Source organism: Sphingobacterium cellulitidis (assembly GCF_043187465.1).
GTDB lineage: Bacteria > Bacteroidota > Bacteroidia > Sphingobacteriales > Sphingobacteriaceae > Sphingobacterium > Sphingobacterium cellulitidis.
Window position 1 is genome coordinate 3,164,237 of the sequence record NZ_CP171136.1, and the last position, 13,841, is coordinate 3,178,077.

The following is a 13,841-nucleotide window of genomic DNA, read 5'->3' on the forward strand; positions in this document are numbered from 1 at the left end:
AGCGAAAGCTATTGGATTCAGATTTAAAAAAGTATCTACTATTTACTAACCTATAAACCGCACTGCGAATATGAGTGTATTATGGAAGTTTAAATCGTTATTGATTTTTATGTCTATGTCTGTGGGGCATGCACATTGTCATAACGTTGATTTTGCCAACCTATCGCTCCAGGATACGACCGAAACTGATTCGGTTCCACCCTTGGATACCTTGGCATTATTAAAGCCACTTTATGAATTGGACCTACCCAAATTCAACAACATTAGAAACATGAAAACCACGTCTTTAATCACTGCCAATAGTTTACAGCAGTATATTAAAGGTGAATTACCTGGGGTTTATGTCTCCGAATCAAACGGTGAACCCGGATCTAACATTCAAATGTTTGTTCGGGGAATTAGTAAACCTATCCTTACCAATAGGGATATTTACAATTCACAACCTTTGGTTGTTTTGGATGGAATCCCTTTGATCGGAGAACACCCATTTGCTTTTGATGTCCAAAACTATGATGTCGAAAGAATTGGGACCGAGAATAACCTCCTTGCCAATTTTGATATCGACAATATCGAAAGTATTAAGGTCTTGAAAGACCTTTCGGCTGTTGCAACCTACGGCCCTTTGGCAGCAAATGGGGTGATTGAAATCACCTCCAGAAAAGCAGCCGGCGATGGCAATAAACGGATAACCGTTAATAGTTACATAGGAATGTCTCAACGTCCTACGGTAACTACCATCAATGGTGCCTATGAAAATGCCTTCAGAAAACAATTCTATGATCTATATACCAGTAATGGAAAGTTTAATCAGGATGATGTGTATCCAATTTATTTAAGTGACTCCTTAAATAATGATTATTACGGTCCTTCAAACTGGTCCGACAGCTATTACTCCAATGGGTTAAACCATGGTGTCAATGCCAATATATCAGGAGGTCAGCCAAGAGCAACTTTCCAGTTCTCACTTGGAAATGTAAAAACCTCAGGTGTAGCGGACGATACCAAGATGGATAAATACAATGCGCGGTTCTTCCTGAATTTAAGACCATTTAAATGGTTGAATTTTGAAACCCTTTTCAATGCTTCACGGGTCAATCGCGATAGAAATAGAAACTTACGAAATCGATTTGCCATGATGGGTTACCTTCCTGACTTAGGCGCTCCTTTAGCCCCAAACAAGGAAGTCTATGACCTTTACTTAGAAGAGTTCGATAAGAGTTTCGATAAGAACTTCAACAATATTCTTGAAGGATTTTTCCGTTTTCAAATCAATGCTGGACCAATTAAGTTGAGTAGTAAATTCGGAGTCGACTATAATGAAGGCTATCGTGACCTCTTCTACCCTAGTACAATTTTGGAAAACAGCAATTTCGCTTCCAATTATTATGGATACAACCAACGATTATTGGTAGATAATAAATTGTCTTACGATATTGAAAACGATGTCAATTACTTCTATTTTGAAGTTGGAAACTCTTTGATCTGGGATACTTATAAATACAATTATGCTTATGCTTACAAGGGAGTTAATGATTTTATCAAATTGAATCTATTGGAATCAGATCCAAATAATGGAAATTACCTGAATCCAACCGCTTTCCCTAGACAACTTGTGTATAAATTCTTGGATAGAACTAAGCATAACATGGTTAATTTCTATGGAAAAGCTTCTTATACCTATAATAAATCTTATACTGCAGCCTTGACCATGCGCTATGATGGATCATCAAATGCGCAACCAACTACGCGTTGGTTCTTCTCTCCGATTTTAGCCTTGGGTTGGGATGCCAAAAATGATCTTGCTCAGGATAACGATGCAATCAGCATGTTGAATATCCGTGCGAGCGTTGGCCGTATTGGTCATTATAATCTATATGACAACTATTCACAAGGTCCTAGCTACACTGCTGAAATTGGTTATACCGGAAATAGAATCGTTCCTGGCTATAATGCGATTGCAGCACTTGTTCGTCCTTATAATGTAGGTTGGGTAGGTTATGACTTACCATGGTCCTACTCAGATAATATCAATTTAGGATTTGACCTGGGTTTTGACAAACGTAACATTCAGATTTCATTGGATGCCTATGTTCGGGACACCAAGGATCAATTGATCATGCTTCCAGGTAAAAAAGATTACGGCTATGCCTATCAGTATGAAGCTGGAATGGATGTTCGCAACATGGGAATCGATCTTTCGGCATCAGGAAATGTTGTGCAAAATGACAAAGTTTCTTGGAACACCGGAATCGTATTAGGAGTAAACAACAATAAATTATTAGCCTTGCCAAACGGACTTGATCAGGTTGAAGTCAATGACCGCTTATTAAAAGTTGGTGAAAGAATAGATGCTTTCTGGTTATATCAGAATAATGGCATGTACCAAACTGATGATCAGGTACCAGTAGCCAATGGTCAGAAAATGACCTACAATGGAATCATCTTAAAAGCAGGTGATCCAATCTGGTCTGACACCAATGCTGATAATCAAATTACTAAAGAAGATAAAGTTCTTCAGGGGAATATCCTTCCTAAACTAAGTGGTTCATGGAATAACATGGTTACCTATAAGAACTTTGACTTGAACTTAAACTTCTACTTTAGCCTAGGTAGAAAAATCGTAAATCAAGAAATGTCAAACCGCTTCAATTTCATCGAAAATGAAAATGCAAGCAGTATTAATTCAATCAAGGAGATTACTTATTGGGAAAAGAGAGGCGATTATAGCCTTTACCCTCTTTACAATCCATGGTCTTCTGTAACTCCATTCCAAACCAATCAATCCTTATTTCTGGAAGATGGCTCTTTCCTAAAACTGAGAACAGTGACGCTAGGATATAACTTCAAGGATATCGTAGGAAATAGTTTAGGCAAGAATGGAGATTTATATGTGTACTTATCTGCTAACAATTTATTTACTGTAAGCAAATATTCAGGTAGGGATCCGGAGTTAGTGAATTATTTGGGTTATGACCAAGGCTATTCACTTCCAATCCCTAGAACATTTGCTTTAGGATTTAAACTTAAACTGTAACCGATCATGAAAAGAATATTAATCATTTTAATCGTATTGAGTCAAGTTTTTGTGTCCTGCAAAAAAATGCTGGATATCAACTCTACTCGATTGGTTTCAGAAGAAAATATGTGGCGTTCTTTGGAGGATTCCAGAGGTGCCTTGATGGGAATTTATGGCTTGACCAAAGCAGCGCTCAATGATAACAACGCTCATTGGTTGTATGGTGATGTTCGTTCTGGTGAATTCACTATTCCTATTCGTCAAGATTTAAAATCTATTGCTAAAAATGACCTGAATGCATCTTTCGGTGCAATGAACGACTTGAAAAGCTGGAGACGATGGTATGCAATCATCAATTCTGCAAATATTTTCCTTGAGCGTATTCAGGAAGTAAAGGATCAAGATGAACGTTATACCAATAATAACATGCAGGTCGATGTGGCTCAAGCTCGTTTCCTACGTGCTTTCGCTTATTTCTATATGGTTAGACTTTGGGGAGATGTGCCTTTGATCGTTTCTTCTAAAGAAGGCTCATTTACCGATCAACCTCGTGAAGATCAAAGTAAAGTATTAGCTTTCGTAGAACAGGAATTGATCGCCGCTGCTGCAGATCTACCTTTTGTATATAGCGCTGGTGATGAACAACAGCAAGGGAATTATTATAATGAAGCAAATGCCAGATGGCGTGGTGCTTTAGCCCGTAAAACAACTGCTTATGCAATTCTTGCACATGTAGCTGCTTGGCAAAGTAATTATCCAGATGCTGCAGCTTACGCTAAATTCGTAATCGACAACCAACAAAAAGGTAGCTTATCCTTACTTTCTACTGCTGACCTTACTAATCCAAATGGCTTCTTCAATGATAAGAACTCTAATCAGTTATTAGGATTTGGACATATTTACAATCATGTGGAAGGTTCATTTACTGGACACATCGAGGAACTTACTTTAGCAGCACCAGTTGTTAACAAAAGTATCCCGGATATGTATATGACAAAGGACAAAATCCTTTCGATTTTCAACGAATCTACCGACGAACGCTTTTCTGCTGATACCCTTGGTAATGCAGTAACGGAAGTTTATTTCAGAAATTTCAATGGACAGTATCCAATTTTCAGCAAGATCAAAGTTATTATGGGTGGAACGACAGATCCTACCTTCAGGTTTTATGGAAGTGCGACTATCATCACTCGATTAGAAGACATGTACCTTCTTCGTGCTGAAGCATTAGCGGTAATTGGTGAACAAGCCGGAGCAATCGAGCTTCTAAATACGATTCGCGAAAGAAGAGGATTGAATAATTATTCCGCGGCTAGAAATGGAGAATTGATCGATGCAATCTTCCAGGAAAGAAACCGCGAATTAATGGGTGAAGGTCATCGATGGTATGATATGGTCCGACAATATAAAATCTTGAATGATAATTCTGACCTCAGCAAACTTATCCGAGAGAAAGGAATTTATTGGCCATTGTCTAATGATGTCCTATCCCAGAACAAATTATTAACCCAAAATGAATATTGGAAATAAACCGTATAACCATGAAAGTCAAACATTTATTTTTTAGTGTACTCTCTTTGATTTTGGTTAGCGGATGCGCCAAAGATAAAGGGTATTATAATGAAGTCGTAAAAAAGGTTACATATGATGGTACTGTATTGGAGTATCTTCAAAGTAAACCTGGTGTATTTGACTCATTATTACAGGTATTAAACCGTACCAAAATGAACACGGTCCTAAGTGGCAATGATAAAATCACCTTCTTTGCCCCTACTAATCAAAGTTTTCAATTAGCCATTGAAAACCTGAATAATACGCGTAAAGAATCTGATAAACCTCTGGAATATCTAGCTAATGTGGATCTAAAGCATTTAGATACCATGATGGCTCAATATATTATCAAAGGGCTATTTCCCGCAGATTCCATGAAATTAAAAGATGGAATCCAATTACAGGATTATAAATACAAAAGAGTGATGAATGCTAAATTAAAAACAGCAACGTCTTCAGGCTTTGAAGATGGAGGCCCTAAAGTAATTGAGTATTCAGACACAAAAAACAGTCAATTTACCAGAAACTGGGTTACTGCAACTACAGCATCCATTAATATCGAGGCAAAGAACGGAATGATTCATGTCATTTCCTCAAACCACGTATTTGGGTTTAATGACTTCGTAACGCGATTGACATATATTCCACCTCCACCAAACTTATTTGTAACTGTAGGTGGTAAATTCTCGGTATCCCGCGAAACCGGTGGCGGTCCGGACGCTGTTGAAGCCTCCAAATATGTATTTGATGGCAACAGAGAAACAAAATTCTTCCTGAATAGCTTCGGTGGGGTTTGGATGCAGGTAGAATTGAATGAAGCTACTGCGGCAAATGCCTATACCCTAACCTCAGCGAATGATATTCCAAATCGTGACCCTATGGACTGGACCCTACAAGCATCTCAAGATGGTAGTAACTGGGTAACTTTAGACTCTAAGTCTGGTGAAGAATTTACTTCTAGATTCCAACAACGCGTATTCTGGATCAACAATACCACAGCATATAAATTCTATAGGCTGAATGTTCAGAAGAATCGCTCTGGAGGAGATTTCCAACTTGCAGATTGGAGTGTGAACAAAGGAACTGTAAACTAATTAATGGACCTGAAAAGACTAATTATGAAAATCTCGAATAAAATCCGAATATTCTGCGTCTTTGTTGGAAGCTTTGGCATATTTTCCGCATGCTCTGACATGTATGGCCTCCCAGAAGACAGAGACTTTATCAGTGAAAATGTAAATTACTTAATAAAGGTTCTTGAACCTACATTAGGACGAACCTCGGTATTTACCTCCTTAGTGGAGGACAACTCTACCCTACCTATGACCTTTGAAATTGTCAATGCAAGGTATGGTGATGGACGTCCTGTAACCGATATATTTACTAAAGCTCAAACCTACGAATGGATTCAGGAATATGATGGTTTGGAAAAATCATTAGCAGAAATTGAAGCCAAAAGAAGACTTGTTGAAAAACCGATATTTGAAGTTGACAGCAATGGTCGTTTTATACTGTGGGCTTCAGCAACCAATGCCATCTTGAAACCAAGACCTGTGGATACGGTTATAAAAACTCAGGATATCCGCTTTTTTGACCTGAAAGTTAAAAACTCCGGTGGAACCCAGATAATCAAGGATTTCCAACTTATTCCTTGGCGTGAAATCCCTTATTATCCTTCCACGGATATTAATCCATATACAGGTGGCAAAGCTCCCGATCCCCAAAGACCGAAAGATACCACCAGACAGGATTATATTATCCCGAGTTACTTGAGTAACGTTGTTGGTGAAAGAACCCAATTGAATTTGGTAAATAATAACATCCAAAAAGATGTGGTGGTTTATATTCGTCCATTTACAGGTGGTAAAGGAAATAGCTTACGCTTCAAATTTATGGGAGCAGATGGTAAGTTCATCAATCCTAAAAAATTCAATGAAACCAAATGGGATATGTTGGTACATGGATTCAATAAGGTAGAAAATCCAGAGTATATCCAATATGATGTGGCCTATCCGATTCCATTAACCAATTATAAAACCGATTACGCCAATGGCGGAACGGCCAATGTCAACTTTGCTTATTCCAGAATTGGTTTCGGTGGTGGCAGAACTATAGGGTCATTTGGTCTGAATTTCCGGATTTATAAAAAAGGAGACTGGGAAATTGTATTCCATTTCCGCAATGAGAACCCAAAATTTGAGGATGAATAAACTTAAGCCTTATGAAATTTCAAAAACTAATTATACTAATCTTAAGCATTTTTACCCTTCAAATTGCTTATGCCCAGAATCAAGCTATTCGTGGGCGTGTAGTTGACGAGTCCAATAATGGAATCGCTGGGGCAACTATTTTAAATGCTGCAACTAATCGTGCTATTACCGCATCCTCTGACAACGGTAGTTTCGCATTAAGCGTACCTGCCAATACCACCTTAGTCTTTAAGGCGGTAGGTTTTAACCAGAGAAGAGTAACCGTAAAGGCAAATCAGACTACTTTAACCGTTCAATTGAGCTCAACTGAAGATCAAGTGGAAGAAGTGGTTGTCCGTGGATATGTAGCTCGTAAAAAAGAAACCAGTACCGGTGCATCTGCCTCATTGGGTCAAAAAGATATCCGTGACGTACCTGCAGCCAACCTTGAGCAATTAATGCAAGGAAAAGTACCGGGACTTAACGTGCAAGTAAATACAGGTGCTCCTGGTTTTAGAGGGTCAACCCAAATCCGTGGTCTTTCAACCCTTTCCACAACCGGGTCGGGTAGCGAGTCTATCTTAATGCCTACCTCTCCCCTGTATGTGATTGATGGGGTGCCTATGGATGCCGATAGAGCGTCAGAATTTGGTCTTCAACAACAAGGTCCAGGTATTTCTCCTTTATCATTGATTCCACCTGAAGATGTGGAAAGCATCGAAATCTTAAAAGATGCCCAAGCAACTTCCTTATATGGATCCCAAGGTGCCTATGGGGTAATCATTATTACGACCAAACGTGGTAATTCGCCAGTTCCTCGAATTAATTATACCCAAAGTACATTTATGAAGACTCCTCCTAAATTAAGAGAAACATTGGGAGGAAATCTGGAACGCCAATTAAAGATGTGGCAAATTATCAATAATGCAATAACGCAAGGGGAATTGGATAAGATTATGGAAACACCAATGCTTGCAGATAGTTTGAATGCATTTTACAATAACTCCACAAACTGGCAAGCGCTCTATTATCAAAATACATTCAACCAAAATCATAACGTAAGTTTAGATGGTGGAAATGAAGTCCTTTCCTATAAAGCCAATATTGGATATTATGGTGAAACTGGGGTTATTAAAAACACAGGATTCAACAGGTATTCATCCAACTTAAGAATGGATTACAGACCTAATAAAAGATTTGATTTTACAGGTCAGGTATTTGCTCAGTTAGGTAAGCAAAATAAAGGTGATGGTACAGGGATCTTACAAACGGGAGTTTCAACCGGTGGTATGAACTCAACCTTATTACCGCCACCAGGATTCTTCTCAGCAGATGCAGGTTATATTTCTGCGATTCGGACCAAGAACGATAACAGCTCCAAGTTGATCCGTCCGTATGTGGAAGGAAAATTCGAAGTATTCCCGGGATTAAGAATTCAGTCCGCCATGAGTTATGAGTTTGCTTCTAATAACGAAGACAAATTTACTCCAGCCGCTGCTGCTGGCCAATTCTCAGAAGTCTACTCTTTTGCTGGACGGGAATCGAACTTATATAATAGAAATATCATAAACTACACAAAGGATATCAATGAAGATCATAATATCTTTATTAACCTATTCAATGAGGTAAGACATAACCAACGTCAGAACACCATTACAAAACAAGCAAGAACTCCAAATGATCAGTTTGAAGGGCCTCTTGGCTATGATGGTTATTTCTCCAGAGGTGGTGGTGTATTATCCAATTTCAGAAATGAAAAAGCATTATCCTTTGCATTAGCTACCTCGTACAGTTATAAATCCCGTTATATTGTGGATTTATCCTATCGTATTGATGGTTCTTCCGCAAATGGTTTTGAAAATCTTTACACTAAAAATCCAGCAGTTGGTTTCCGTTGGAATGCGCATCATGAAGAATGGATTAAATCGATTCCTTGGATCAATTTGGCATCTTTACGTTTTACTTGGGGGGTCAATGTAATGCCTACGAGTACCTTGGAGCGTATCTATGGACGATATGATATTTCAGGTCTCTATAACCAAACGCAAGGTATTGGTATTAACTATTCCTTTATCCCGAATCCAAGCTTGAAACCTACGACCTCCATGCAGTATAATGCTGGTTTGGACTTGAACTTGTTCAATAATAAAGTAGATCTAGTCTATGACACCTATTACAAAAAGGTGGATAATCTGCTATTTGAATCCTTCTTAACGAATTCAACCGGATTTGATAAGTTATATTCCAATGATGCCGGGGTAGCCAATTATGGTCATGAGCTTGCCATCAATGTTCGTCCTTTATCTGCATCGAGCCCATTTAGCTGGACATTCTCCTTGAATGGAGCTTATAACCGAGATGTATTATTATTACTTCCGGACAACTTCCGTGGTCAATATATCAAATGGGATGGGAATGCTGATAGATTGCATATGGTAAATCGTGTTGGAACCTCTGCCCTTTCGAATTATTTATTACAAAACGTAGGGGTTTATGCGACTGATGCAGATGTGCCAATCGATCCAGCTACTGGATTGAGATACCGCACTGCAGATGGTACCTTCTTCCAAGCCGGAGATCCAATTTTCGTGGATAGAAATGGAGATTATATTTTAGATAATCGCGATTATACACGTGCAGGTAATACTCAACCGCTTTGGACTGGTGGTATGCAAAACACCTTGAATTATAAAAATTTCCAATTTTCGGTTTATGCCTCCTATACGGCTAAAAGAACAATCCTAAATTATGCTCGTGCGCAACGCATGGATCTATTTAGAGATCCTTTTGGTTCGCAAGCGATTGTGCCGATCGAAAACATTAGTATTTGGATGAAAGATGGGGATATTGCAAAATACCCTTATCCTTATGATTTCTCGAGAAATAACAGTGTACAGCCGTTCCGCTATGACCAAACTCTTTGGGAAGAAAACGGAAGTTACTTTAAGATCAACAATATTATCGTGGCTTACGTATTCGACATGGACTTCTTAAGAAGATACCGCTTAGATAGATTCCGTATTTACGCATCAATGGATAACGTTTACACCTTTTCAAGTTATTCAGGTCCAAACCCTGAGAACGTGACGAGTCTAGGACGCGATGCATCCAATGGATACCCAGTACCGAGAACATATACCTTAGGTTTCAATATTTCATTCTAAAAATTATGAAAAACTTGATAAAAAATAAATTAGCAGTAATTGGTCTAGGTATAGCTCTTGGATTCAGCTCTTCTGGTTGTAAGAATTACTTGACCGTAGAACCAATTGACCGTCTAACAGGAAATAACTATTACTTGTCGCAAAAGGATGTCGAGTCCAATTTTGCATTTATGTATGCCAAATTCTTCGAGAAAATCAATGAAACCTGGGTAATGGGCGCAATTGGTGAAGCCCGTTCAGGTGAGATATTTGTATCTGAAGGCGCCAATAGTTACAGTCAACGGAAGGTAATTGAAGTATTAGGTAAGAACCAATTGCCAGCAGCAATGTACTCTTCCCAATTTGATTGGTATAAATTACATGTGATTTCAAATTGGACAAAATATTACCAGGTTATACAAAGTGCAAATATCCTGATCGGAAAACTAGAGGAAGGAATCCCTGGGGTTACAGGCTCAGACCAAGCTAGATATATTGCGGAAGCAAAATTCTTGCGTTGTTTCACCTACTTCTGGATGGTACGCCTATTTGGGGATGTCCCATACTACACCGATCCTTATCATACCGAACCTTTAGCTCGTGAAAACATGGTTTCGGTATTAAATAAGTGTATTGCCGAATTAACTCCGCAAAAAGATTTAATGCCATGGTCATTAAATGATCCAGGTTTAAGAGGCGCTAGACCTGCAAAAGGGGCGATTATAGCCTTATTGATGCATATGAATATGTGGAATTCAAGCTTTGACCCAGGTAATAAAAATAAATACCTTAATGAAGCAGCAAATTTGGGCAAACAGTTGATCGACAGTAAGCAACATAAACTTATTGCTCCTTTTACGGACCAAAACTGGGCGGTTGTAACCAAAGGTAGAAGTGAGGAGTCTCTTTTTGAATTCTACAAAAGTATTAACTATGGTGATTTTGTTGAACCCTTAGCACCATTTTGGGATCACTTTCTTCGTTGGCCATATAAATTCCCGAGATACACGAATCAGTTAAGTCACTGTTTCTTTATCTCTACCTATATGAATCAAATTTTCCCTGAAGGCGATGCTGATAAACGTAGGGAAATGTGGTTTGAAGATATTACTTCGGATAATGGCCGTTTCGTCCTTCGTAAATTTGGTACAAACGTTTATGCCTCAGGTAATGAGGACAAAAACCCGGACAATACTTTTAGTATCTTCCGATATGCGGATGCCATTCTATTATATGCGGAGGCATGTGCTGAATTAGGTAAAAATAACGAGGCTATTGCTGCCGTGAATATGGTCCGTGATAGAGCCCAAGCTACCCGATATAGTGGAGGTGGCGGTGGGGCCCTGAAAGACTTTATTTTCCTAGAAAGAGAAAGAGAATTAATCGGAGAAGGTCATCGTTATTTTGATTTGATTCGGACCAGAAGATTAATGAGTGCAGAATGGACCATGAGTCCATTAACACTTGACCAATACAACCGTGGAGGTTGGACCTGGCCAATTGATCCTTCGGCCATGAACAATAACCCGAATATGAAACTGAATGAATACTGGACAACAATTGGACGTTAATTATGAAAAGATTATTTAAACCTCAATACATTGCACTGTTCTTTTTTGGAATCCTATTCCTGAGTGCGTGCAGTAAAGATGATTATTATGAAGATGGAGGCTTAGCGAAGGCAGAGTTCGATGGTAGTATCATACAATATCTGGAAACAAAACCTGTTCTTTTTGACACCATTGTCGAAATCATCAAATTAGCCGGACTTGAAAAAGATTTTCAGGAAAAAGAATTTACCTTCTTTGCCCCTGCTGATCCAGATATTAAAGGTTTAGTCCGAAACCAACTTAATCCAACCTTATTTTCGAATGGATTGGATACCATAAAAACCTTGGCCGATGTGGATGGGGAAATTTGGAGAAAATACCTCTTGAGACATATGTTCAATGGTAAAAATAAATTGGCGGATTATCCTCAAATCGATGTGGACTTATTGAGTACTTATCCTGGGCAAAACTATATCTCCTTGGAAGGTTCTGTGTGCAACATTGGAGTGGTATTTAACGATATCGTTCAGATGAATGGGTCCACAGTGGTTTCAAGATTGAAATATAAAGGTTACAGGCAGTTGCAATTATCCTATATTCAAAATGAATCAAATCCAACTGCTTTCCTTTCCTACCCGGTTTCAACTTCGGATATACAACCAAAAAATGGTGTAATTCATGTACTTGATTATACGAAGGCTTATTTCGGATTGGATATACTTTCAATGGATTTTATATCAGATGTTGTTCAAAGTAAACGCTAAAATTATGATAAAGAAATTAATATATTATATGCTTTCAATCAGCTTCTTTGGATTATTCTCATGTTCCAAAGATGTTGAATTCCATTCTGACCCTTATCAACAAGGAAAAGAACCTTTGGGAATTGTTATTGAAAGTACACAGAAACCTGCTCCGGAAACTGGTGGACCAGGTACCCTGGTAAAATTTAAGGTCACTGGATTGACAAACTATAAGGAGAAAGCAATTTTCACCTTCAATGGTCAAAAAGCAGAAATAGTTTCTATTACCGATGGAGAAATTACGGTTAAAGTTCCTGAATTCGCAAGTACAGGAAAAACAACCATTCTGATAGATGACATTGTCTTCTATGGTCCGAACTTCACTGTTCTTGGCAAGGTTCAATTAGACCCTACTTGGCAAGCGAAATATGGTGTTTCTGGTGGTAGTAGCTATATTGCTGATATGCTAACAACCATTGAGGACAAAAGAGTCTTGGTGGGCGATTTCTCGAATTATGAAAACAAAGGTAATATCAAACCAAATAATCGTATTGTTAGAACCTTTAGAAATGGAGAATATGACGCAAGTTTTAGAGTCGGAAATGGATCTAATGGATCGTTAAATTCTATTATTCAAATTCAGAATGCTTATTATATTGCTGGTAATTTTTCTGGTTTCGACCAAAGGACCGACAATATCTCCAATCTAACCAGGATTAATTTAAACGGTCAGATCGATACGATGGAAGTTAAACCATTTAGACCTCCGCATTTACCGGATACCCTAAAATACTATCCTAAATTCAATGGTGGCTTCAACCAAGCTGTTTTCAGAATTTTCCAACATAGAGGAAAAATATTAGCTGTCGGAGATTTCAGATTCCATATTCACCGGATTTATGGTAAACCAAATTATATGGAAACACGTGACTCTGTTATTTTGGACAGTACCGAGATTCGTTCTGTGGCGCTTTTGAATCTGGATGGAACCCTGGATAAAACCTTTAGGTTCTCTGGAAATAAAGCCTTGTCTGGGGCAAATGGATTTGTCAATGCATACTACCATGAAACAGGTGCCTTAAAGGGTAAAACAGTAGTTTATGGTAAATTCAGCAACTTTGATGGGCAAGCCGCAGGGAATATTGTCCGTCTGAATGAAGATGGAACCGTAGATAAAACATTTAATATCGGTACAGGTGCAAACTTCACTGTTAGTAATGTAACCTATAATGATAAAACAGGCAAATATGTCTTAACAGGTGGCTTTAAAATGTTTAATAACGTGAACTCTCCGTATTTAATCCTTTTGAATTCCAATGGGTCTATTGATAATACTTTTAAAGTAAAAAGTTTTGGAACGGGCAGTGCCGGTTATGCCAAACAATTGGATGATGGCTTAATCGTTGTTTCCGGAGGCTTTAAAGAGTACAATGGAATTGCAAGATCTGGATTTATGATTTTGGACAATAAAGGAGACCTTGTAAAAGGCATGAACAATTCAGGTTTGGTGCAAGGTTATATTAGTAAAGTTATTGAAACAAAATCTGATGATGGTAAAAGAGCCTTATTGTTATTGGGTGGCTTCTCGAAATTTGACAATGTCGATGCCCGTGGTATAACAAGAATTACAATTGAATAAACTCCTAATT

Annotated in this window: 8 protein-coding genes; all 8 read left to right on the forward strand. The window is 38.3% G+C overall.

Features of this window, described 5'->3' with window-relative positions; genetic code table 11:
- Window positions 1-70 precede the first annotated feature (70 nt).
- Genes ACF3OC_RS14010 through ACF3OC_RS14045 form a run of 8 tightly spaced genes read left to right on the forward strand, consistent with a single transcriptional unit; the run spans window position 71 to window position 13,831 of the window.
- On the forward strand, window positions 71-3,034 hold the full coding sequence (locus tag ACF3OC_RS14010; RefSeq protein ID WP_094279976.1) for a SusC/RagA family TonB-linked outer membrane protein: 2,964 nt from the start codon (window positions 71-73) through the stop codon (window positions 3,032-3,034).
- A 6-nt stretch (window positions 3,035-3,040) separates the two neighbouring features.
- Window positions 3,041-4,546 carry a RagB/SusD family nutrient uptake outer membrane protein gene (locus ACF3OC_RS14015; protein ID WP_169715148.1) on the forward strand — a complete coding sequence of 502 codons (1,506 nt, stop codon included), beginning with the start codon at window positions 3,041-3,043 and terminating at the stop codon, window positions 4,544-4,546.
- A gap of 11 nt (window positions 4,547-4,557) precedes the next feature.
- Window positions 4,558-5,661, forward strand: coding sequence for a discoidin domain-containing protein (locus ACF3OC_RS14020; RefSeq protein ID WP_094279975.1), 1,104 nt, complete (start codon window positions 4,558-4,560; stop codon window positions 5,659-5,661).
- Between the two features lie 24 nt (window positions 5,662-5,685).
- Window positions 5,686-6,777, forward strand: a complete 1,092-nt coding sequence (locus ACF3OC_RS14025) for a DUF5007 domain-containing protein (protein ID WP_256962478.1) — start codon at window positions 5,686-5,688, stop codon at window positions 6,775-6,777.
- An 11-nt stretch (window positions 6,778-6,788) separates the two neighbouring features.
- Entirely contained in the window at window positions 6,789-9,920 is a 3,132-nt protein-coding gene (locus tag ACF3OC_RS14030; protein ID WP_094256023.1) for a SusC/RagA family TonB-linked outer membrane protein, read from the forward strand.
- Between the two features lie 5 nt (window positions 9,921-9,925).
- Complete coding sequence (locus ACF3OC_RS14035; RefSeq protein ID WP_094256024.1) at window positions 9,926-11,470, forward strand: RagB/SusD family nutrient uptake outer membrane protein; 1,545 nt, start codon at window positions 9,926-9,928, stop codon at window positions 11,468-11,470.
- Between the two features lie 2 nt (window positions 11,471-11,472).
- Entirely contained in the window at window positions 11,473-12,213 is a 741-nt protein-coding gene (locus ACF3OC_RS14040; protein WP_094256025.1) for a fasciclin domain-containing protein, read from the forward strand.
- Window positions 12,214-12,217: 4 nt separating this feature from the next.
- Window positions 12,218-13,831 (forward strand): DUF5008 domain-containing protein, encoded by a 1,614-nt coding sequence (locus ACF3OC_RS14045; RefSeq protein ID WP_169715149.1) that lies wholly within the window; start codon window positions 12,218-12,220, stop codon window positions 13,829-13,831.
- Window positions 13,832-13,841: the final 10 nt, after the last annotated feature.

Coding starts and splice junctions, on each gene's coding strand:
- ACF3OC_RS14025 (WP_256962478.1), top strand. CDS start 5,686: ATGAAAATCTCGAATAAAATCCGAATATTCTGCGTCTTTGTTGGAAGC.
- ACF3OC_RS14040 (WP_094256025.1), top strand. CDS start 11,473: ATGAAAAGATTATTTAAACCTCAATACATTGCACTGTTCTTTTTTGGA.
- ACF3OC_RS14045 (WP_169715149.1), top strand. CDS start 12,218: ATGATAAAGAAATTAATATATTATATGCTTTCAATCAGCTTCTTTGGA.
- ACF3OC_RS14035 (WP_094256024.1), top strand. CDS start 9,926: ATGAAAAACTTGATAAAAAATAAATTAGCAGTAATTGGTCTAGGTATA.
- ACF3OC_RS14020 (WP_094279975.1), top strand. CDS start 4,558: ATGAAAGTCAAACATTTATTTTTTAGTGTACTCTCTTTGATTTTGGTT.
- ACF3OC_RS14030 (WP_094256023.1), top strand. CDS start 6,789: ATGAAATTTCAAAAACTAATTATACTAATCTTAAGCATTTTTACCCTT.
- ACF3OC_RS14015 (WP_169715148.1), top strand. CDS start 3,041: ATGAAAAGAATATTAATCATTTTAATCGTATTGAGTCAAGTTTTTGTG.
- ACF3OC_RS14010 (WP_094279976.1), top strand. CDS start 71: ATGAGTGTATTATGGAAGTTTAAATCGTTATTGATTTTTATGTCTATG.